The organism is Methanosarcina sp. Kolksee (genome assembly GCF_000969945.1).
Taxonomy (GTDB): Archaea; Halobacteriota; Methanosarcinia; order Methanosarcinales; family Methanosarcinaceae; genus Methanosarcina; species Methanosarcina vacuolata.
The window spans coordinates 186629-210065 of the sequence record NZ_CP009524.1 but is presented as its reverse complement, the minus strand read 5'-3'; the positions used below and the strand labels follow the sequence as shown (position 1 = coordinate 210065).

Sequence of the window (23437 nt, the reverse complement as noted above, 5' to 3'; positions counted from 1 at the left end):
GCTCTTGACGTTTTTCCAGCCATTTAAAGTGAAGTTTGAATGAATTTACTTTCAAGCATTATTTTATTTAAAAACAAAAAGTAGAGGGGAACCATATTAAAAATGAAATAAAGGGAGAAAATGTTGATGCTAAAAATAGAGGATCTGACTGTAGAGGTAAACGGAAAAATTTTGCTTCATGACGTGAACCTCGAAGTCAAAAAAGGATATACCAATGTGCTTTTTGGGCCAAATGGAGCCGGAAAGTCAGCTCTGATGAGAACGATCATGGGCTTCAGCGAATACAGAGTTATAAAAGGCAGAATTCTGTTTAAAGGAAAAGATATTACCGGGATGCCGGTAGATGAACGAGCCCGCCTTGGCCTGGGAATTATGATGCAGCGCCCTCCAGATATGTCCGGAATTAAATTGAGGGATCTTGTAAAGGTGTTATCGAAAGGAACTAAAAATCCGGAGGCCCTTGTTGAGGATCTGGATATGAAGCGCTTTATGGACAGAGATGTGAATGTGGGCTTTTCGGGAGGAGAAATCAAACGTTCAGAACTTCTTCAGCTTGCAACCCAGAACCCAAGCCTTTACCTGCTTGACGAGCCGGAATCCGGAGTGGACCTCGTAAGCATAGAACAGGTAGGGATAACAATAAAGGAACTACTTGAAGAAGGACTGAACTGTCCTGGGGAAGGCTGCAAGAAAGGTAAATCTGCCCTTATAATTACCCATACCGGCCAGATTCTGGATTATGTAAATGCAGATAGAGGGTACATCCTTTGCAATGGAACGGTTATGTGTTCAGGAAATCCCCTGAAAATGCTGGAAGAAATAAAGAGCAGAGGGTATGAGGAGTGTATAAAATGCAGACTGATGAAGTGAACCTGAAAAAGCGCGCTGAAAGCGCAGTCGAGAAAAAGGCAGCTTTTGGAGAAGATATAGAGCTGGAAAAATTTGAGGAAGGTTCCCGGATTAGCAAGCCTATAGAAGACCTCCAGACCCTTGACGAAGAAAGCAAAAGAACCCTGCTCCAGGTAGGAGTCGTGCCTAGCGAAGAAGGCCGATCTGGCAGTCTGCTGGTGCTTGATAATGCAGTATCGCATTCTTCCCTGAAAGATGAAAATGTAGAACTTATGTCCACCCAGAAAGCCCTGGAAAAATACGACTGGCTTAAAGATTACTCATGGAAACTTGTGTCTGTTGACACCGACAAATACACCGCAAAAACTTACCTTGAAAATGCGGACGGATACTTTATCCGGGTACCTGCTGGCAAGAAATCCTCAATGCCTGTCCAGACCTGCCTTATGCTGAACAGTGAAAAGGCGTATCAGACCGTACATAATATCATAATTGTTGAGGAAGGTGCCAGCCTTGACATAATTACAGGCTGCACAGCTAAAAAAGGAGTGGAAGAAGGGCTGCACCTGGGAATTTCCGAGATGTACGTAAAAAAAGGCGCTACTCTGAATTTCACAATGATCCACAACTGGGCCGAGCAGATAGGAGTCAGGCCAAGGACGGTAGTTACTGTGGAAGAAGGTGGAACTTACGTAAGCAATTATATCTGCCTGAAACCTGTTCGTTCTGTCCAGACGTATCCAACTGTCAAACTTGAGGGAGAAGGAGCAGTAACCAGGTTAAATACTATAGCCATTGCCCATCCAGGCTCTGAACTGGATCTCGGAAGCAAGGCGATATTCAATGCGCCTGGCACGAAGGCTGAGCTTATATCGAGGACTATTACAATCGGCGGAAGAATAATTGCAAGAGGAGAAATGATAGGCAATGCAAAGGGAGCAAAAGGGCACCTTGAATGCAAAGGGCTTGTCCTTACCGATAAAGGAAGCCAGCTTGCAATCCCCATCCTTGAAGCAAACGTAGATGATATAGAACTTACTCACGAAGCCGCAGTTGGAAAAATTGCTAAAGACCAGGTAGAGTATCTTATGGCCAGAGGCCTTACCGAAGATGAAGCTGTAGGCATGATCGTACGCGGGTTCCTGGACGTAGGAATAAGGGGAATTCCGGAGGAACTGAAAAAAGAAATCGAAAACACGATTACACAGACAGCCTTTGGAATGTAATTATGAACGAATAGAATCCGAACAGAATCCAAAACAGACATAATTTAAGATAATAAAGCTTGAACAGTGATCTCGGATAAGGGGAAATAAGGGGTCTAGAAAAACTAAATCTGGATACAACTTCTCCGAACCAGAATATTCTGGAACCGGGTGTGTGAAACCGGCAGGGAAAAAGGAGAAACCTGCCGGTCTTTTATTGAGTGTTTGTGGATTTTAATGAGCTGAACACTATGAGAATAGGGTTTTCCTGTGAAAAAGAAAGCCTTAAAGTTTAATCTGCTCATTAAACCGCAGTTCGCAAATTAAATAAGGAAGTATAAAAATGTTTCCGTAAATGTCGCGAATGAATAAGATATCGAAGTCCCTAGACAAATATCTCATTTTATAAAGACACGCCGAAGAGGCTTTAATTGCACTCTCCTTTTTATGTGCAGACTATTTTTATTTTTCTGCAAGGCGGCAAGGTTAAAAACACGTTAAAAACCACAGTACTTCTCATTTTTGGCTGTACAATACAGTACTTGGCATCGTATATATACGGCTGTGGTAATATTACAGTACTGTAGTGCTTTAGAGGGATTGAAATGATAGACTTTGCCTGTAAAGAGTTCAAAATCGAAGACGTGATCAAGTGCGCCCTTAACCTTACAAAGGCTGACCTTAAGGTTATGAAGTACTTTTTAAATGAGAAAGAGCAGTGGGTTGACACTGAGTTTCTCTCAAATGTCTTGAAACTGGATATTTCCACAATCCAGCGCTCCGTCAAAAAACTACACGAAAAAGAAATTCTGCAAAGGTCGCAGCAGAACCTGGACGGAGGAGGCTACATTTTCAAGTATAAGGTCAACGCAAGGGCTAAAATAAAAAATATCATCATGACCGTGGTGAATTCCTGGGCTGAAAGGCTCGGACAGGAACTTGATAAATGGGAAAACGGAGGTTGATTCACTTTGCTTAAAATAACGCCCTACCTGGGAATTATAGTTCTTATCGTTTCCATAGGAGGGCTCTGGTATCCTGTACTCGGATACTTCTTGCTACTGGTTTTTGCAGCGCTCTTTCTGATTAGTCCTTTCAGAGGCCGGTGGTTCTGCGGAAATCTCTGTCCCAGGGGAAGTTTTGTTGATTTCTGGGTCAGCAAGATTTCAAGGAAAAAGAAGATACCCCCCACTCTGCGGTCCCTGTCGATCCGCCTGCCAATATTTTTCCTGCTAATGGGCTTTATGGGATACAGGATATCAAACGCTATTGGAAGCCTCAATACTTTTGAGAAAATCGGCATGGTGTTTGTAATGATGTGCCTGGTAACAACTGCAATTGCAACCCTTCTGGGCAGTTACCTGAGCCCAAGAACCTGGTGTTCCTTCTGTCCTATGGGGACAGCTCAACGCCTGCTTGGTGGTAAAAAGTATCCTCTTAAACTCGAAAAGGAAAAATGTATTAACTGTAAGAAATGTGAAAAAGTCTGCCCCATGCAGCTCAAAATCACTCAGGATGCTGCAAACCCAGACTGTATCAAATGTGGGCGCTGTGTGGACGTCTGCCCTAAAGACGCCCTGCAATTTTGAAGTTCTATGGTGATTAATTTTATTGGTACGATATAAATAGAAAAAACGGAATGGCCCTGGACAAATATAATAAGTATTATTATCACCACTTATATAGTAAAATACAGGGGAGCCGGAAAACACTTCCGGAGTTTGACATTAGAATGACAAAATGTGCATACTGGAAAGTGTCTATAAATTAGCTAGATTAGGAGAGAAAAAGGAGAAAAAACATGACAAGTCGCATCGCGGAACTTTCAGAAGCTCAGAAAAAAGAAATCTCCGAACTCTTTGGGGAATATGTCAATCTTGACAAACGGGAACGCCATTATTACAACCACGATATGGGGGCTTTACCTCCACTTGTTAAGAAGGTAATTGGGAATACCAACCCTGCAGCTGTCGTAAAAATCCGGACCGAAGAAGACGCAGTAAAGCTCCTTAAATTCGCAAACAGGCATAAGATTCCGGTTGTACCCCGCGCAGGAGCCTCTTCAGGATACGGAGGGGTAATTCCGACAAAGGGAGGAATAGTTGCCGATGTTACACCACTGAATAAAATCATAAGCGTCGATCCCGAAGAGCAGAAAGCGGTTGTGCAAAGCGGTATAATCTGGGAAAAGCTGGAAAGGAAACTAAAAGAAAAAGGGCTTTCATTACAAGCAATTCCTTCAAGCGCCCCTTCTTCGACAGTTGGAGGATGGTTATCCCAGAGCGGAGCCGGTTACGGAAGTTATGAGTTTGGCTGGGGCCACGAGAGCATGGAAAAAGCCAGAGTTGTGCTTCCCACAGGAGAAATCCGGGAGTTTTCAGGCCCTGAACTGAAAAAGTTAATCGGGACAATGGGAACCATAGGCATTATTACCGAGATAACCCTGAAAGTCCAGAAATTCGAAGAGAGAAAAGCTGTTTCTGCCAGTTTCCCAAACGCTTCAGCCCTGAAAAAGGCAGTAGAAGAGATAAGAAGAAAAAATATCCCTCTCTGGTCAATTTCTTTCCTGAACCCCGAATGGGCGGATATGAAGAATAAAGCGCCCAGGAAACTCCACTATGAAAAAGTAGTGGATAAAGACAGACCGATGTTGCCGGTCTCTTACGTTTCAACTTTCATGTACCCTGCCTCGAGAGACGTCTCCGGCCTGAAAGAAGCAATCGAAGGTGCAGGTGGGACAATCCTTCCGGAAGAAATTGCAAAATACGAGACCGACGAATGGTTCAAGTCCATGAAAGTAAAGAGGCTGGGTCCTTCGTTTATCCCGGCAGAAATCCTAGTGCCGCTTGAGAAAATGGACAGGGCTTTTGAAGAAATCGGGAAGAAAATAAAATTGCCTGTGCTTACCGAAGGCATGATTATAAGCGATGGGTATGTGGTCCTACTCTGTTTCATGCGCCATTCGGAGCGCTCCGTGCTCTTTAATACAGCTTTTGCTCTTTCCCTGAGCATTTTGAAAATTGCAGAAGAAAATGGCGGAAGGGCTTATTCTTCAGGGCTTTTCTTTGCTTCAAAGAGAAAAAGTGTCTTTGGAGAAAGACTTGCTGAAATAGAGGCCCTGAGAAAAGAAATTGATCCTAATGGTATCATGAACCCTGAAACCCTGGAGGGAAAAGGGCTTCTGAACACTGCAGTATCAATGGGCTCTGCCTTTGAACCATTTGGCAGAATAGCCGGAAACATGTCCGGAATTGGCAAGGTTTCTTTCAAAGACGAGAAAGAGATCCCTGCAGAAGTCGCAGAGCTTGCCTATTCCTGTTCTCAGTGCGGGTACTGCGTGAGCGAGTGCGACCAATATTATGGCAGAGGCTGGGAGTCGCAGTCACCTCGTGGAAAATGGTTTTTCATCAAGGAATACCTGGCAGGCCGGGAAAAACTTGACCAGAGACAGACAAATACTTTCCTCGCCTGTACTACCTGCCAGATGTGCGATTCCCGCTGCGAGCTTGACATGCCAATCGAACATGCCTGGATGACCATGCGGGGAAAACTTGTCCAGGAAAAGAAGAAGATGACCTTCCCGCCTTTTGAGATTATGGCAGCAAGCCTCTTAAAAGAAAGAAATATCTGGGCAAACTACAGAAAAGACCGTGATAAATGGGTTCCAGAGGATATCAGGGCAAAGATTAAGGATAAAGCCGAATACGCCTATTTTGCGGGCTGTACAGCCTCTTTTGTTGAAAATGACGTTGCTATAGGGGCTGTCCGCATGCTTGATGATGCAGGAGTAGAGTTTACAAGTCTCTTAGATAAGGAAGCCTGCTGCGGAATACCTATGCTTGTTGCCGGAAGATGGGACGTTTTTGAAAAAATAATGAGAATGAATGTCTCAAACATGAAAAAGAAGGGTGTAAAAACCGTAATCACTTCCTGCCCTGCCTGCTGGCTCATGTGGCATACGGTCTATCCTCAGTGGGCGAAAAAGCTGGGGATCGAGTATGGGCTTGAGGCAAAACATTACTCTGAAGTGCTCGTGGATCATCTCGATGTCCTCAAGCCAAAGTTTAAACAGCCTCTAGATAAAGTGGTAGCGTGGCATGATTCCTGTCACCTTGGGAGAGCAGGAGGCGAAATCTACGAACCGCCCAGAGAACTGCTCAAAGCTATACCTGGAATAAAGTTCAGGGAACTTGAGTATAACCGGGAAAGAGCCCACTGCTGTGGCTCAGTTGTAAGCCTTATAGCCGAACCGCCGGTTGCATACAAACTGGGAGATATGAGACTCCAGGAAGCCCTTGATGTTAAAGCCGATATTATTGCAGCGCTTTGCCCTTGCTGTATTTTCCAGTTCCGTGTAGCAGCAAAGGAAGGCAACCTCAATATCCAGGCTCAGGATCTGGGAGCTCTTGTGGGCAGAAGCCTTGGATACAATATCCCTGACTCAACCTCCTATACTCTGGAGTCGTGGGTCCCCTTTGAAAAGATGATCGACCTCATGCAGCCTGAGAATATGACCAACCTGATGGTTGAACTCATGCCCCAGATGATGGCAGCGATGCCAGCACCACTTCAGGCAATGATGAAGATGGTCAAATATGTGCCTGGCATGGATGCTATGATGAAACCCATGATGCCGATTATGATGCCCAGGCTCATGCCGATGGTTATGCCGAAAGTCATGCCTGATATGCTCAAAGCTGTAGAAAAGAAAGTTCCTATGCCTGACTACATGAGAGAGCAGCTTCCTGACCTTATGCCAAAGGCTATGGATAACTTGATGCCGAATATGCTTCCGGAGCTTATTCCCTTGCTGACTCCACGCATGATTGAGTACATAAAGACGCATTAAGCATTGGTAAATGAAAACTCACTAACAATTAGTATGTGAGATCTCACTAACGATTACTATACGATAACGGTTCGTACAGGAGATCTCACTAAAACTCTTTTTATGTATTTTAAAATAGTTTATCGATTTCAAAATGAATACTTTATTGAATGAAAAATAGTAATGGGTATGAGTTATTGAAAAACGTAAGCAAAGGATATATTTCTATTTTTTCAAACGTGGAGAATGTACTCCCTTTTTCGGAATTGATCAATAACTCACGAACACGACCTGAAAAATCACTGACCAATGAATTTATTTAAAATTTCAGGTTTGTGAGCGTATTTTGGAATACGAAGTATTAGTCAGTTGAATATCCCAATTTACTTGCATGCAAAAGCTCTGGAAACAGCTTCATCCACAGAACTGCAATAACTATTGAACCAATTCCACCAATTAACACAGCAGGTACAACTCCAAACAGGGAAGCAGTTAGCTCGGACTCGAATTCACCAAGTTGATTTGGTGTACCTATAGTCACGAGGCTAAAATCCGCTTGAGTGTGATATCAATTGAGTGCTTGACAAGTGCATTATCAACAAAGTCATTGAGGAATACTAATAAAGTGTTAGGCGAAAACTTCTCTGGCACATTATTTATAATCCAGGGATATGTTGAGTAATCAAAAGCAGCTTTAGTTGACATCAAAGGAGACATTGCATCACTGCTAAACGGGCCAATTGCATCAAGTACTGATGTTGAGCATGCAATTACATCTGCAGTTGCAGTACCTTGAAGTTGCAGTACCGTGTAATCTTGACCTTCTGGCGGATAAAAACGCATTTGGTTCAATACAGTAAGAATTTTCTTCACGTTTGTAGTCGCATAATTGTCATTATAGGAATCGTACTTACATGCCTCATACTTATGTGTATTAGAATTTGCTTCTATCTGGTTCAGGAAAATCAAACGCTTGTTTTCATTTAGCAATTGTTTAATCATCACACTTAAGTCGGTCTTATTCCCAATAGATATATTAAGAGTGTTAGTAGCCGACTGAGCATCTGATACTAACCTCATAAGGTAGTCAGCATTTGGTTTCATCAAAGATTCTTCAAAGCCCTGGAAGTTGAGATTAACGACAACAATTTCACTGGGATGCTCTGAGAGCCATTTTAATATGTCGCACAAGAAACCATAGTAAGAATAACCTGGAACAAACCCATGCTGGTGGAGAATTTTGCCCTTAAATTCTGGAATGCTCTTAAGAGATCCGTAACAATATCCCGGACGAAAATCGAAATACCTGATTCCCAGGTCAAGCATGGTGTTAATATCATCTTTTTGCGTACAAGCTATGTTAATTATGATTCGCTCAAGATAATCAGTAATATCAGAAAAATTCATAGATTTACTCATAAGAGAGTCTTTAAAATGCGAGTGGAGTCGATTTAAGAAATCTTTATTTTTAAGTATGAACCCGGGATTGAAGATTTCAAACATTCCTGCATCATGAGCTCCAGGCAAAGCTAATACGTTTAATGGTCTTTCCAAAAACTTAGGTTCTTCACTGGCGAGGTCTTTCATCCATTCTGAATAATTTTTGGTGAGGTAAACATAGGAACGATCATGGTTGGTCAAATGAACCTCAATCGACCTGCTCCCACAGTCATAAAACCCATATGATAATGCATAATCATGGGTGATTATTGATTGAGTAGACATCATATTATTTAAGTCAGAATTCAATAAATTACCCAGTAAATGATTAATCTCGGCAAAGTGCTTTATAAGTACTTGTTTTTTATAAGCGATTGTCCAGGAGAAACTTCCACCATCATTTAAGATATTAATATGGAAGCTGCCCTTACACATTGGATGAGAATTAGAGAAAGAAACTGATTTTGAGCCAGAAGCATAAAAAGCGATGGTAAAATATTCATTATCCAGAAATACGTAGCGTTCTATTCCTTTAGTTGACATAAATGTTTCTACTGGAACAATCAATTTTGATGACATACTTTCTCCCTTATGTTGTTATTTCAATTCTATCCATTTGTATTTGGTTAAGGAATATGCCAAAGTCAAAATAACTATTGCAATTATCTATGCATCTCGATTTACATTTTTATGCATCTCGATTTACATTTTTATGCATCTCGATTTACATTTATAGGTTTACAGAAGTGGAAATAAAAATAACATATTTCTTATAGATTGTATCTTAACCGAATATAAATAGAGCTGATCTAAAAACTTAAAATCGCTTCTATTCATCTCGTATCATAGAGAAACAAAAAGATTCTGATAATAAAAATATTTCTGAATTTTTTTTGATTTAAAAACAAACTTGATTTTGATATGGGCCAGATAAATATTTTTTTGGATAGGCTTGTAACTGGCGGCGTTCAAAAGTTCAGTAAGGCCTGTGGATATGGCGCCTAAGAATATTGGTCGTGTCCGTGAGTTATTGAGAAAATCTGAAAAACAGGCACGTTGCCAACCATAAGGAAAAAATATACATGCATTTCAGTACTTATCGTTTTCAGGAACTTGCAGATGTGATCGGATTTTTGTAAACCGAATTTTGTAAACCGAATTTTCCCTTAAATTCACGCTTCCCGAGCTCATTCCCCTGCTGACTTCACAACACGATTAAGTATAAAAAAAGCATTGAGGATTCTTTGCACAAAATCTGTGAAGAAAAACACGAAGGGAGAATCTCAGAATCCCTTCAATCAATTTTATAAGATTTTACTTTGTGGAAACTACCGGCAGATTGTTCTTTTATGTAAGCCAGACTATTTTCACAAGCACTTCTTATTCCCAGACCAGCCAGGATTTGGAAATAAAATTAGTTTTGGATGAACTCATAGACATCTCAATCTGGATTGAACCACCTTGATGAGCTCATCCATAAATTAAGGTATTGTATTTACCGCGGCTTTGCCAATTCACCTTTACCTTTACATTCCTTGATGACATCGGAAAAGTTTGTGTATTCCCGGTCTGAACAAGACTCGAGAATGTTTATCACTTCACTACGAGCATTAAGTTTTTTAGCTTCCTCTACGAGTTGATTCCTTGTTGCAGGGAACTTTACATCTCTAAAAGCTTGCATAACATTCTGAATACCTTTGAATTCCTGGAGAACATCCGAAGAGCTGTGGTATTCCTTGTCTGGAATGTTTTCAATAGCTTGTATTACTTCGTTACGGGCATTAAGACTTTTAGCTTTATCAATAAGTTGCCATTTCGTAACAGGATATTTCATATCTTGAAAAGCTTGTAAAGCTTTCTGAATCGCATTATGTACTTCAGTAGCACTTTCCTGCATTTGATTTTTCCCCCGTATATTGGTTTGTTTTCTGTGGACGTATTTTTCTGTAGACGTATATCGGTCTGTTTTCTGTGGAATTTGTGGAGTTTGTCCACTTTCAACATTTTGATAAATTTGATACAATTTTACATATACATCTGTTTGATTTATAATTCTTTTACGCGCCAATGAAGGTGATTTCAAATTGTATCAACAAGGAGATTGTATTTATCTAATATAATATCTAGAGAAATATAAATAAGAAACCGATATAAATTAAATGTTGAGGTTATTCAGTCAACGTTATCATATATTTACTCAACAAATAGTATATTTCCAAAAAATCTCCTACTTTTTAGATGTACATATAAAAACAGAACAGTCTTACTAAACAGAACAGTCTTACTAAATATAACAATAAGTTGAAATTTTACATACCCTTGTTTCTCTGATTGATACCCAATATTCCATCAGAAAGAATTCATAATCAATAGGAAAAATGATGGCACTAATTAGAAAGATCAAAAATCAAAAACTAATAAAAAGTATCTAGTGTCGTGAAAATTAAGTTATGAACCACCTGAATAAACGCAGAATTTCTTTACTCAAGGAACTTGATAATATAGGTTTGCTATGAGTACCTATGCCCTTTAATGTTTCACAATTAAATTTTCATGACACCAGTTTCTTCTCGCCCACACATTTAAATCAAGCTATTTCTCACAAAATTTTGCATTCATCTATGAATTTTGTTATTTCCCGATCTGCTGTTCTACAGCTAATAAAAAAAGGTTTTTTCGTAATTATGAGAGTAAGATCAGATTTTCCATCCCATTCAAAACTTCCAATAATCCCTTTTCCCGAAAGTTCTCCTTTGTTTCCCGGTGGAACGTCAATGCCGTAGTCTTGAAGCTTTTTCTTCATGCACTCAAACGTATCAGGTGTAATACCAGATACCTTCACAGGCTCACAACTATTCCTCCACATCTGTGCTTGAGCAGATCCAAGAGAAAAAACTAAACACATCAACAGTAGAGAAACTATCAATTTTAGATTCATTCCATACCCCCTGCACGAAATTGTTCATTTGATTCAACTGAACATACTGATTTAAGAATATAAAACTGATTAACATAAAAACTGAGTATAAAAGAATATAACTGATATTCCGACCCCCTGTCAAATTGGGACAACAATCACTGGATAGTAGCCATTTTGCTAATAGATTATTATAATTGCTAATAGATTATTATAATTATACTTTTGTGAATTGAAATCGTACAAAAGTATCAAAAATTGGAATGTGCAATATAATAGATTAATATAATAAAATAATAATATATCTTAGCTTATAAATAATTGTTCTTTATTAAAAACATGAGGCTTAGATACTATTCGAAGAGTGCTTGACCTCCAAAACCTTAACAATTGGCAATACGCATGATCGGAAAGGATACACGATATTATAAACTATTATAACTATTACAACAGCCATTATTGACTTTTCGGATAGACTCTTAATACACCTGGAAGAAGAACCGAAAAAGGTATTAAGAGATTCAGGAGACCCTTTTTTTAAATTGAGATATTACGCTCCGGAGAAATTCTTATATAGAAGTGCTTGCATTAAGAATAGGAAATACGCACAAAGGTAACGTGCTCAGGAATACAACTAATAAAAATTCATAGAAATTCATATCATTAAAAGGAGATTAAAGCTTGGCAGCACAACCGATCTTTATTTTAAGAGAAGGCAGCAAGAGAACTCATGGTTCCGACGCCCAGCACAACAATATTATGGCCGCAAAGGCAGTTGCTGAAGCAGTAAGAACCACTCTTGGACCCAAGGGTATGGACAAGATGCTTGTAGACTCCATGGGTGATGTTGTTATCACCAATGACGGAGCAACAATCCTCAAAGAAATGGACATCGAGCACCCAGGTGCAAAGATGATCGTAGAAGTAGCCAAGACCCAGGATGCAGAAGTCGGAGATGGGACCACCACCGCAGCCGTACTTGCAGGGGAATTCTTGACAAAAGCAGAAGACCTGCTGGAAAGCGGAGTCCACCCAACAGTCATTGCAAGTGGCTACAGGCTTGCATCAGATCAGGCTACAAAGATATTAGAGACAATCACTATCAGTGCATCTCCTGAAGATACCGAAACTCTAGAAAAACTCGCATCCACAGCCATAACAGGAAAGGGTGCAGAGGCTAACAAGGAACATCTTTCCAGGCTTGCAGTCGAGGCCGTTAAGTCGGTTGCTGAGAAAAGCGAAGATGGAAAAATCACTGTGGACATCGAGGACATCAAAGTCGAGAAGAGACCCGGCGGAAGCATCAAGGACTCTGAGATTGTTGAGGGTGTAATTGTCGACAAAGAACGTGTCCACCCAGCCATGCCAGAAGTAGTGGAGAACGCAAAAGTCCTGCTCTTAAGCGTACCAATTGAGCTCAAGAAAACCGAGACTAAAGCCGAAATAAAGATCACCACTCCTGACCAGATGCAGCTCTTCTTAGACCAGGAAGAAGCAATGCTCAAGGAAATTGTGGACAAGGTAATCAGGACAGGCGCAAACGTTGTCTTCTGCCAGAAAGGAATCGATGACCTTGCTCAGTATTACCTGACAAAAGCAGGGATCTTTGGCATGCGCAGGGTGAAGAAGAGCGACATGGATAAACTTTCCCGTGCAACTGACGCAAAAATTATCACCAGCCTTGACGAAATTGAGGAATCTGACCTTGGCTATGCAGGGCTTGTAGAGGAAAAAGACGTTACAGGCTCAAGGATGACATTCGTTACAGGTTGCAAGGACAGCAAAGCTACCTCAATTCTTCTGCGCGGCGGAACCGAGCATGTCGTGGAAGGAATTGAAAGAGCACTCGAAGACGCTCTCAGAGTAGTGGGCGTTGCTCTCGAAGACCAGAAGATCGTTGTGGGTGGCGGCTCTCCAGAAATAGAACTGTCCCTCAGGCTCAAGGAATACGCAGCAACCCTTAAAGGCAGGGAGCAGCTTGCTGTAATGAAATTCGCCGAGTCTCTCGAGATTATTCCCAGTACCCTTGCAGAAAATGCAGGACTTGACCCAATCGATATGCTTGTAGAAATGCGCTCCCAGCACGAGAAAGGAAACAAGCGTGCCGGACTCAATGTTTACACCGGCAAGATCGAGGACATGTTCGAAAATAACGTTGTCGAACCTCTCAGGATCAAGACCCAGGCAATCAATGCAGCCACCGAAGCCGCAATTATGATTCTCAGAATCGATGATGTAATTGCCTCGTCCAGTCCAGCCAAAATGGGTGGTCCGGGAGCAATGCCAGGCGGCGGAATGCCTGAAGATATGATGTAAATTTGAAGTATAAATCCAGGAGTGCCGAAAATTTTCAGCATTCCTGAAACTTTCTTTTTTAATTTCAGGACAGTTATTTAGAAGAGTTTTCAAATCTTTTTTAAATCATTTAGGAAACAAATCATAACTTCAGGGTTTCCAAAACCAAAAAAATCTAAAAAATTCAAAAAAGACGTTTTTGAGTTTATATACTGAATGATACTGAATTGCTAAAGTGAAAGGTGAATTGGGTTCTTCGCCATTCCCTATGGATAAGATGATTTTCAATTCAAGGCCGCATTGGTTTTTATGGGGACATTATGAGGATAGCCACACAAAACAACGAAGAGCCGAAAATTGTTATCTGGCTTCATAGCAAGAAATTTCCCTGGCGTCTACCAGGACTGGTTTCCCAAGCTCGCTTGAAATAACATTTCTTACCCTTGCCATACACCTGCACTGAAGCTGGATACGGGCTGACATAGCTTCTCGTTCTTCAATGTAGAAATCGTTCGAACTGACAATGGAATGAACCGAGATCTGCTTCTGTACAACCTTTGCTATGAGACCCTGAGTCCCATTCGTGAGATCCGGAAGGCTGGTGGAGGTCAGGAGAACGCTATCTCCTGCATTGAGCCCGAGTACTCCTACGAAGTTTTGAGGACTCCGAATCTCAAGAGTCCTGAGATTGTGTTTCTTCAAGACCTCGATAAGAGAATCAGCAATTCCTGTTAACGCGATGTACTCCATGGGATCACCCGTACATTGGGAACTCCTTCTTTACTTCTCCTTTCTGCTCTGAAGTCTGAACATCTTCAGCAAGCCTCTGGAGTTCGACCTCTATGCGTTCAGCTTGCTCTATAAGCCGAACTGTACTTATTGAAAGCCCATATAGCTCGTTTAAAACTTCGACAACAGCAGAAGCAGCTCTTGGGTCAGGGTTCTGGGTCCTGGTAGCACCAAGCAGGCTAAATGCAGGAATTCCACGCAGCAGACATTCAGCCATTACACTACCTGAAATCCCGGAGATAGTTCCCATCTGGAAAACTTCTACTTTTTCCTTAATTTTGTCCAGCATCTCCGGGGTGGTGGCTGCCCCAAAGACTTTATGCCCTCCGTCCATTATGGCAATTCCTGCAATGGAAGCAATTTCTCTTACGTTAATAGACTCAGCCCAGTCCACCAGAGCATTACTAACATCGTAGGAGACAGTGTGACTGATTGGGATATCGGAAATTACAACAATCAGGTTATGTTCCACGCTTTCATAAATCCTCACAGGCATATTTATAAGCCCCTCGTAAAGTACTGCAATCGAGGGGAAATACCTTGATTCAATAGAGCCAATGTATTCCATTTTCAATTCTTCTATCATATGTTGACTTGCAATATTCCCCACAAGTCCGATTCCGGGAAAACCTTCAATCAAAACAGGATTTTTTGACTGCACAGGTTTGGTAATAATCTTCACGTCGTTGTTGTCATAATCTGTATTTGACAAGTAACCACCTCAGAGAAATACAACCCCTATGATTATATCTGAGCTAATCCTAGATAAACAAGATTCTCAGCAGTCCGATCTACGTTAACCCCTGAACGCATATAATAAGAAATATACAATGAACCCGAGGCTCTGACCACCGAACTCTCTTTTTGATAAAAAGAGAATCTTTTTAATATATATCTTTTCTCCTGATAGAGAAAAATAACTCTGATAAAGAAAGATAATAAATTCAAATCTTCACTTTCAACTTTAAAACTTAACAGAAACCTGATTCGATAAAAAACGCAAACGAAAAAAACATAATACACAAGAAAAACAGTAAAAGAAAACAGTAAAAGAGTTCATGGAAAGAAACATCCGAATATGGGAAAACAGTTCATATAAAAAACATCCGGACACAGGAAGAGAGCTAATCGAAAGAAACATCCGGATACAGTAAAAGAGCTAATCGAAAGAAAAATTCGAACACAGGAAGAGAAAAATCATGGAAAAATCTATTCTCTATTTTGACAGTGTAGGAGAGTCAAATACAGACGCCGTTATTACAGCAGCAGCGACAAGAGCGGCAGAACTTCAAATATCCCATATTGTGGTGGCAAGCACCAGCGGAAAAACCGCACTAAAAATGGCAGAGGCTGTAAAGGGCAGCGGCATAAAAGTTATTGGAATAAGCCACCAGTACGGGCAGAATAAGAAAGGCGAATGGGAAGTAGAAGAGGAATACAAAAAGAAACTTGAAGACCTTGGGGCGGTAATAACAACTCAATCACATATATTCTCAGGAGTCGAGCGCTCAATCACAAAAAAATTCGGGGGATTTTCCAGAGTAGAAGTCGTTTCGGACACCCTCAGATCTCTCTTCGGAAAAGGCTTCAAGGTAGCCATTGAGGTCGCAGTTATGGCAGCCGACTCAGGCCATATCCCGGTTTCCGACAACACAGAGATCATAGCGATAGGAGGCACAAGGCATGGTGCAGACGTAGCCCTAGTACTCAGGCCAGCCCACAGCGGAGATTTCTTCTCTCTTCAGGTTCGTGAGATTATTGCCATGCCGCGAGCTAAAGAAGATTAAGATGAGAAAAAGAAAAGAAAAAGAAAAGAAAAAACAAGGAAAAAACAAGAAAAAACAGGGGAAACATAAATCCTTGATACAGGTGATTCAGCTCTTCATTTGAGATCGATGAGGAAGCTCAGGTGATTTACTAGAATTACCCTGGCTTCTCGCTATTCCCCAAAGATAAATATATCTGAGAGACATCTATAACGCCGGCATGTCAGCAATATTTGAAATACTCGACAAGGATGCAGGCGGAAGGATAGGAAGGCTCAGGACTCCCCATGGGACTATTGAAACGCCTACCGTTATGCCTGTGATTAATCCAAATATTCAGCTTATTCCCCCGAAAGAAATGCGAAACTTCGGGGCAGAGATTCTGATTACTAATTCTTACATTATTTACCGCAAGGAAGAACTGAAAAGTGTCGCCCTGGAAAAAGGGCTGCATGGACTTCTGGGTTTTGATGGTCCCATTATGACGGATTCGGGTTCTTTCCAGCTTTCTGTATATGGGTCCGTCGAAGTTACGAATGAGGAAATTCTCGGGTTCCAGCAAAAGATAGGAAGCGACATTATTGTTCCACTGGATATCCCTACGCCCCCTGATGTCCACTACCGACGGGCTGAAGAAGAACTTGCAATCACAGCTGAACGCCTTGAAGCGGCACGCAAGTTTATCCAGGGCGAGCAGCTTCTTGCAGGGCCAGTTCAGGGTTCAACATATCCTGAATTGAGGGAAAAAGCTGCTTCCCACCTGAAAGACCTTAATTTTGAAGTTTACCCACTTGGAGCAGTTGTCCCGCTCATGGAAGCCTACCGTTATGCGGAACTCGTTGATGTGATTGCTGCGTCTAAAAAAGGGCTCTCTCCAGCTTCCCCTGTCCACCTTTTTGGGGCAGGCCATCCGATGATGTTTGCTCTTGCAGTAGCCATGGGCTGTGACCTTTTTGATTCGGCAGCCTATGCTCTTTACGCCAAGGACGGGCGCTATATTACTGTGAATGGAACTTACCACGTTGAAAAGCTGAACTATCTGCCCTGTTCCTGTCCGGTCTGTTCAAAGTACACGGCAGAAGAATTGAAAAAAGCCGACAACAGGGAAGAGCTTCTTGGAAGGCACAACCTTTACGCGACCTTTGCTGAAATCCGGCTGATTAAGCAGTGCATAAAAGATGGGAAATTGCTCGAACTTGTGGAGCAGCGCTGTCGTGCCCATCCAAAACTTCTGGATGGACTGAAGAAGCTTTACACTCACTCTTCCTGGCTTGAACAGCTTGATCCGGCTACAAAAGGCACCTTCTTCTACTGCGGACCTGAGTCCTCCTCCCGCCCCGAAGTCATGCGTTTTGGAAAACGGCTGGATAGGTTCAGCCTGCAAGGCTCGGTAATTATTAGGACAGGGCCAATAAAAGGAGAGAAAGATTACGACCAGATTCTTACTTTCAAAGCACCTTTTGGAGCGTTTCCTACCGAAATGGAAGAAGTGTATCCTTTCAATGCTGAAGTTCCAAAATTTCCGGATTACGAATCACTCGATACAGCTCTTTCAAACACTCTTAAACTGATGGACCTGAACCCTGAAGCCGAGTTTACTTTTATTTGCGAGGAGGAGTTCAAGCACCCTCTAATTGAAGAAATAACAAAAAGGGCAAAACTGGTATACAGGAAAGATTGGAAAAAAGAATAAATATACAGGAAAAATTGGAAAAAAGAATAAATATACAGGAAAAATTGGAAAAAAATAAATTTTGGGTAGCCGATTAAGAGTACCGGATACTTTTAGTTCCTGATCCCTTGAAATCCTTAAATCTACTGGCAATCAAAATGTGCCTCAAAAGAGATAAAAAGAAAACTTTTTTGAGGTGCAAACCTTTATAGAATTACCTGCAAAGAATCCTCTAAACAGGAAAAGAGCTGAAATACAAAGCTCTATACAAAAACTTTCGTACAAACCAGAAAAGTATAGGTGAAACTATTGTCCCTTACAGCAAGAATCGGTGAGCTTAGTCCTTATCTGCGGCTGTTGAGACCCGAACTCTACTACATGGACCTTACCCTGCCTGCCTCAAGCGCAATCCTTGCTTCCTACCTGGCGACCGGAGGACTTCCTGAGCTTATTCCCTTCATTATCGCGGTAATAGGTGGCTTTGCAGCCATTACAAGCTCATACGTTTTCAATGACTGCTGTGATATAGACATTGACACGATCAACCTGCCTGGCCGTCCCTTACCCTCTTCGAGAGTGTCAAAAAGTTCTGCGCTTGCTTATACCATCTTTTTATTAGTAATTGCGGGAGCAGCAGCCACTTACCTGAACCCTGAGTCTCTCGTAACCCTTATTATTGCGGCTTCAGTTATCACAATATATTCAATTTTTGCAAAAAGGAATACTTTCCTCAGTTTTTTGCCAGTAGGTATTTCTTACGGACTCGTACCTGTGGGTATCTGGCTTGCCTTTGACCCTGCAGGAATCCTGAAAGGCAGCGATGGGGTAATCCTTCCTTTACCAGCTATTTGTTTCGGGCTAATGATTTGCGTTACGGACTGGGCTTTTACCCTCGGAGGAGTTTCCAGAGATGTGGAAGGAGACAGAATGAAAGGTGCTCCAACGATGCCCGTAACCTTTGGAATCCCCTTTACTGCCAGATTCGTTACTTTCTGGTGGATTGTAGGAGTCATCGCTTCACTAATCATAGGCTGGTCGGCTCGTCTTGGACCTGTATACTTTGCAGGAGCCCTTACTTCAGGACTCTGGATGCTTACTCAGTGTCTCGATTTTATCAAACATCCTACCCCGGAGAGAGGTGGCAGGCTCTTCCTTAATGGTTCAAATTACAGAGCGATTATGTTTGGATCAATGATTTTTGACGTAGTGCTGTGCATTTATGCAGGGGGCTACACCTCCATTCTCTGGTAAAACAGGTAGAAAAAAATGGACGCGGATATTATCGTAATAGGGGCATCTCCTGCAGGACTGATGGCTGCAAGGAACGCCTGTGAGAAAGGGGCGGCGGTCCTTATGCTGGAAAAAAAAGAAGAAATAGGGCATCCTCCCCATCCTGCAAACTCTTTTTTTAAGGGGATGCTCGATAAATGTGGAGAAAAGGTAGACCCTTCTTATGTCCTGCATTATCTCAAAGGCATGAAGATTATTTCCCCGTCAGGAAGGGCAGTCGAAGTTGAAACTACTGGATACGCTATTGATAAAACGGCTTTCGACAGGTTTTATGCAAAGAAAATAATGAAAACCGGCGTAGATATTCGAACAGGAGTGAAAGTACAGAATATTCAGAAGGAAGGAGATAAATTTACTGTCAACACTTCTGCTGGAGTATTTACCTCAAAACTGGTTATTATCTCCGACGGCATAAATTCAAAAATGGCTTCCCTTGTGGGCCTGAAAACAATGAAACATCCTGAAGATATTGCCTGGGGAATTGAACTGGATATTAAAAGTCCCGGACTTGGGAAACCAGAGATGTTTGAGTATTATGTAGGGAATCATGCTCCAGGCTGGAAAACTACATACTCTCCAAGAGGAGGAGATAATGCCGCAATCGGAGCCTATGTGCGCCGGTGCGGAACTGATGCAACGCCTTACCTTAATGCCTGGGTTGAAAATTTCAAAAAGCTTAAAGGGCTCGACGAGCTTGAAGTTGTAAGAAAACTGTCAGGAGGAGACCCTATTGTGACCATTCCAGGTGACTACATAACCGACGGGATAATGGTCGTTGGCGGGGCAGCAGGTCAGTCGGGAATAGGCTATGCAATGAGGGCAGGCCAGATATGTGGAGATGTCGCTGCAGATGCCATAAGCAAAGGAGATGTCTCAAAATCTGCCCTGTTGGCTTACCGGAAGAAATGGGAAAAAGAGTTTCTGGCCGAACACTACCTGGGCCGAATAGGGCTTGAGACTCTTAGAAAAATGACGGACAGGGAAATTGATGAGATGACTACGGTCTTCGAAAAAGAGGACCTCTCGTTTATTCATGGAAGTTCAGTTGAGCAGGCTATGCAGGTTTTTGCGTTCATGCTAAAGAAAAAACCCTCTGCGATCTTAAAGTTCAGGGCACTCCTCAGGAATAAATAAACTGAAATTTAAAAGAGCAAAAGAGAACGAACCGATATGGACATTATCAAATGTCAGGTGCAGGAACAATATGCAATACGATTTCTATAAAAGCCCTCTTTTTAGAGTTTATGCCGAGATCGAAGACGGACACATGAGGATGAAAACCAGCGGGGCTGCGTCCATCCTTATGAGAAAAACTCTTGAGAAAAACCTCTCAATTTTTGAAGGCGAAAAGCCTGCAAAGGTCGAAGCCGACAGGCTCATCTGTTCAACCTGGATGCCCCCGGTGCCAAGTAAGGGCTTTGATCGCCTGGTAAAAAGCCAGCTTTCTTTTATTCTGGGAAAAATGATTCCGGACCAGGTAACTATTTCTATCACCGAAGAATGCCCTAACAACTGTATTCACTGTGCCTTGCCTGACACGAAAAATAGGAAAAAGCTTGCCCCTGATATTGTAAAATCTACGATCGACCAGGTGCTTGAAATGGGCACAACTTTTGTTATTTTTGACGGAGGGGAACCTCTAACCTATCCTGGACTTGAAGACCTGATCAGATATGTAGACCCTGAAAAAGCCATTACAGGCATGTTTACCTCAGGGGTGGGGCTGACCGAAGAGCGAGCCAGAAGACTGAAAGAGGCAGGCCTTTATTCTCTTACCGTCAGTTTTGACAGCCCGTATGAAGATAAACACGATTATGTAAGAGGCAGGAAAGGAGTTTTTAATAGTGCGGTAGAAGCCGTCAAAAACGGCCTTAAGGCAGGACTACTTGTAAATATATATGTAGTACTTTCCAGGGACAATGTGAATGAGCTTGAAGAACTGTATGTTCTTGCATCCGAGCTTGGAGTCCATGAACTCTCCTTCTACGAAATAGTCCCCACGGGCAGGTGGATGGACCACGCCTCTGAAATCATGACTCCAAAGGACCTGAGAAAATTTGAGAATTTCGTATCCGGAGCTAGAGAGAAAGAAGGTCCCAGAATCTTCCCTATCCCGCAGGTTATGAAGACCACAGGCTGTATGGCAGGCCGGAAATGGCTCCATATTACCCCGGAAGGGAATATTCTGCCCTGTGCCTGTATCCCAATCCCCTATGGGAACGTCCATAGGGACAGGATAAAGGATGTCTGGAAAAAGATCAGGAAAGACCCTGCATATAATGCAAAGTGCTGCCTTATGAGGAATCCCGAGTTCAGGGAGAAGTACCTGAAGCTTTCAGAGTAAACCAAGAACAAGTGAAGGTTTTAAGGTAATTTGGGGCAGTGTTCCAATTTACCTATAAAATTAGAAATTTTAATAAGTTTCTTGTTTGAAAATCCAATAACAAGAGTACTAAATTATGCTCAATATACAAAAATTTGACTTTGAATTTTCAGTAAATTCTGGATACTGCCTCCACGTACCAAAGACCTGTAATTATATTAACTTCAAAAATAGGCCTGAACTTCATTGGAATGAAATTAACAAATCGATCGTATCTGCTGCTGTGAGAACCTTCGTTCCATCAAAGGTTACAAGTCCATTATTCATGAAAAGCTCATACGAACTAAATATGATAAAGTTCGTATTTTAGGGACTCTGTTCCAAAATCCAGTGATTTTTGCATTTTTGATAAAAAACCTGAATTAGCAAGAAGAATCCAGTTTTTATCAAAATCGACATTCGCTATCTAAAGACTTGAATAACTAAGTTTTATTACACGGATGATAACCATTTACAAAATCTAGTGATTTTGAATTTTACATTCATCACTAGATTTTGGTACTGAGTCATTTTAGGGTGAATTTCATAAAAATTGACCGAAAAATAAGTGATTTTCTTTAAAAATCCGAACTTTGTATGTCAAAAAGTTCGTATATCAAAATCCTGAAAAATTAGTTTTTTGCAACGGAACCAAAAAAGGTTTAACTCCTGTAAAAGGAGCTTATAATCACTTCTACTGGTTTACTATCACTTGGTGGTACACCATGCTGCAACCGGTTCTGTGTAGTTGACGAGGTTTACCCTCTAGATAAATGTCGCTTGATGCTGAAAATTTTCCCCATACCCCATAGACTACACAGTATCTATTGAATGAAATATTTTAATATTATTTACATAAATGATTCAACCGAGTAAGTCCTAAATTGGTAGGAAGGATAAAAGAGATGAATAAACAGTTAGAAGATAAAGTCCAACTTGTACTTGCAAATGAAGAGGATTTAGCATTATTTCAAAAGGAATTACAGGAAGCTTTCATAAATGCGCTAATAGAAAATTTAGGTGATGCAGAAGCTGGTCCTATTCCATCAGATGAAGATATCCAGCAGTCTTTTCATGCGCCTGAAGCAGTCATTTACCACATTTTACTGAACGGTAAAAAGGTGGGAGGCGTAGTATTAAAAATTGACAACAAAACACATCGCAATTGGGTTGATTTACTCTATATTTCGTCAAAAACGCATAATCGTGGAATTGGTTCGGCAGCGTGGCAGGCAATTGAGGTGCAGTATCCAGAAACAAAAGTATGGGAGCTCTTTACACCTTATTTTGAAAAACGTAACATTCATTTTTATGTGAATAAATGCGGATTTAACATTGTAGAGTTTTATAATAAGTTTAACCCTGATCCACATCAGCCTCGTGTAAACGAGCATCAAAACAATTCGAGACCATTAGAAGAATACGAATTTTTTAGATTTGAAAAAGTGATGAAAATGAAAACTCGAAAGAAAATTGAAAAGTAAAAGAAATATGCAGATTCTTTTAATAATATGGGTGATAATTTTTGCAACACAACCCTATTAGTTTACATTTCGACTCCCTCCAAAAAAACACAACTTAATTTTTTTTATTCACGCAGTTTATTACTAATTTTACCCTTGATTCTATATAAATAGTTTAACTCTCCCTATGTGCCTATATAGACACCTAAATTTTCATTTGTTTTTATAAATTTAAACTTGATTTTTTTGAACGTTGTGGGATTCGAGCCAAAATCATTGATTTTGTTGAGAATGTGCCCACATCTAATTCAATAAGTTTGTTCAGTTGTTGCAAAAATCACCTTATTTTTGAGAGGGGGGTCGAAATGTAAATTAATTTTCAGTTCTGCTCCTTTTTGTTCTGTTTTTGAAACAAATATCGGTAGCTAACAAATCTCAAACTGCGTGGAGTATTTAATAATAGTGCTTCGATTCCAAAATCGATTCCTTATTTTCCTAGAAAAATCCGTGATCTTCGGATCTATTAAAAAGTTAAGTTTTATGAACCTACTTTAGAATCGC

The 23437-nt window shown here is 41.2% G+C and carries 18 protein-coding genes; 12 read left to right on the top strand and 6 right to left on the bottom strand.

The genetic code is table 11. From position 1 onward, the window contains the following. Positions 1–126: 126 nt before the first annotated feature. The 5 genes from MSKOL_RS01055 to MSKOL_RS01035 all read left to right on the top strand — a co-directional run bounded on the left by MSKOL_RS01055 (position 127) and on the right by MSKOL_RS01035 (position 6903). The gene (locus tag MSKOL_RS01055; protein ID WP_048116922.1) at positions 127–870 is read left to right on the top strand and encodes an ABC transporter ATP-binding protein; all 744 of its coding nucleotides are present in this window, start codon (positions 127–129) and stop codon (positions 868–870) included. Next, on the top strand, positions 852–2075 hold the full coding sequence (locus tag MSKOL_RS01050; RefSeq protein WP_048153289.1) for a SufD family Fe-S cluster assembly protein: 1224 nt from the start codon (positions 852–854) through the stop codon (positions 2073–2075). Before MSKOL_RS01055 ends, MSKOL_RS01050 begins: the two co-directional genes overlap by 19 nt. Before the next feature lie 584 nt (positions 2076–2659). After that, complete coding sequence (locus MSKOL_RS01045; protein WP_048153288.1) at positions 2660–3019, top strand: TrmB family transcriptional regulator; 360 nt, start codon at positions 2660–2662, stop codon at positions 3017–3019. Positions 3020–3025: 6 nt separating this feature from the next. After that, positions 3026–3643: a 4Fe-4S binding protein gene (locus tag MSKOL_RS01040; RefSeq protein ID WP_197078799.1), complete on the top strand. Its 618-nt coding sequence runs from the start codon at positions 3026–3028 to the stop codon at positions 3641–3643. Between the two features lie 212 nt (positions 3644–3855). After that, positions 3856–6903: an FAD-binding and (Fe-S)-binding domain-containing protein gene (locus tag MSKOL_RS01035; RefSeq protein WP_048153287.1), complete on the top strand. Its 3048-nt coding sequence runs from the start codon at positions 3856–3858 to the stop codon at positions 6901–6903. A 340-nt stretch (positions 6904–7243) separates the two neighbouring features. Here the strand turns inward: MSKOL_RS01035 and MSKOL_RS01030 are convergent, their stop codons facing one another. The 4 genes from MSKOL_RS01030 to MSKOL_RS01015 all read right to left on the bottom strand — a co-directional run bounded on the left by MSKOL_RS01030 (position 7244) and on the right by MSKOL_RS01015 (position 11260). Beyond that, positions 7244–7423: a hypothetical protein gene (locus tag MSKOL_RS01030; protein ID WP_048116912.1), complete on the bottom strand. Its 180-nt coding sequence runs from the start codon at positions 7421–7423 to the stop codon at positions 7244–7246. Continuing rightward, on the bottom strand, positions 7420–8901 hold the full coding sequence (locus tag MSKOL_RS01025) for a hypothetical protein (protein ID WP_048153286.1): 1482 nt from the start codon (positions 8899–8901) through the stop codon (positions 7420–7422). Before MSKOL_RS01025 ends, MSKOL_RS01030 begins: the two co-directional genes overlap by 4 nt. A 916-nt stretch (positions 8902–9817) precedes the next feature. After that, on the bottom strand, positions 9818–10390 hold the full coding sequence (locus MSKOL_RS01020) for a DUF2795 domain-containing protein (RefSeq protein WP_231592333.1): 573 nt from the start codon (positions 10388–10390) through the stop codon (positions 9818–9820). A gap of 531 nt (positions 10391–10921) precedes the next feature. Further along, positions 10922–11260: a hypothetical protein gene (locus tag MSKOL_RS01015; RefSeq protein WP_082091001.1), complete on the bottom strand. Its 339-nt coding sequence runs from the start codon at positions 11258–11260 to the stop codon at positions 10922–10924. Between the two features lie 660 nt (positions 11261–11920). Here MSKOL_RS01015 and thsA point away from each other — a divergent pair. Then, complete coding sequence (thsA, locus tag MSKOL_RS01010; protein WP_048116909.1) at positions 11921–13555, top strand: thermosome subunit alpha; 1635 nt, start codon at positions 11921–11923, stop codon at positions 13553–13555. A 339-nt stretch (positions 13556–13894) separates the two neighbouring features. On the opposite strand, the gene MSKOL_RS01005 is transcribed toward thsA, so the two are convergent. Both MSKOL_RS01005 and MSKOL_RS01000 read right to left on the bottom strand, forming a co-directional pair. After that, the gene (locus MSKOL_RS01005) at positions 13895–14284 is read right to left on the bottom strand and encodes a DUF473 domain-containing protein (RefSeq protein WP_048153285.1); all 390 of its coding nucleotides are present in this window, start codon (positions 14282–14284) and stop codon (positions 13895–13897) included. 4 nt (positions 14285–14288) lie between these two features. Beyond that, a complete protein-coding gene (locus MSKOL_RS01000) occupies positions 14289–15035 on the bottom strand; it encodes a proteasome assembly chaperone family protein (protein WP_048153284.1) in 747 nt (248 codons plus the stop codon). Positions 15036–15522: 487 nt separating this feature from the next. Between MSKOL_RS01000 and MSKOL_RS00995 the strand changes: the two genes are divergently transcribed. The 6 genes from MSKOL_RS00995 (at position 15523) to MSKOL_RS00970 (ending at position 22897) form a co-directional block, all read left to right on the top strand. Next, the gene (locus MSKOL_RS00995) at positions 15523–16110 is read left to right on the top strand and encodes a pyruvate kinase alpha/beta domain-containing protein (protein ID WP_048116901.1); all 588 of its coding nucleotides are present in this window, start codon (positions 15523–15525) and stop codon (positions 16108–16110) included. Positions 16111–16309: 199 nt separating this feature from the next. Then, on the top strand, positions 16310–17782 hold the full coding sequence (gene tgtA / locus MSKOL_RS00990; protein ID WP_048153283.1) for a tRNA guanosine(15) transglycosylase TgtA: 1473 nt from the start codon (positions 16310–16312) through the stop codon (positions 17780–17782). Between the two features lie 288 nt (positions 17783–18070). After that, positions 18071–19012, top strand: a complete 942-nt coding sequence (locus MSKOL_RS00985) for a UbiA prenyltransferase family protein (RefSeq protein ID WP_048116895.1) — start codon at positions 18071–18073, stop codon at positions 19010–19012. Positions 19013–19027: 15 nt separating this feature from the next. Continuing rightward, positions 19028–20185 (top strand): NAD(P)/FAD-dependent oxidoreductase, encoded by a 1158-nt coding sequence (locus tag MSKOL_RS00980; RefSeq protein ID WP_048153282.1) that lies wholly within the window; start codon positions 19028–19030, stop codon positions 20183–20185. 70 nt (positions 20186–20255) lie between these two features. Next, positions 20256–21395, top strand: a complete 1140-nt coding sequence (locus tag MSKOL_RS00975; RefSeq protein ID WP_048153281.1) for a radical SAM protein — start codon at positions 20256–20258, stop codon at positions 21393–21395. 923 nt (positions 21396–22318) lie between these two features. Beyond that, positions 22319–22897, top strand: coding sequence for a GNAT family N-acetyltransferase (locus MSKOL_RS00970; RefSeq protein ID WP_048153280.1), 579 nt, complete (start codon positions 22319–22321; stop codon positions 22895–22897). The last annotated feature ends 540 nt before the right edge of the window (positions 22898–23437 follow it).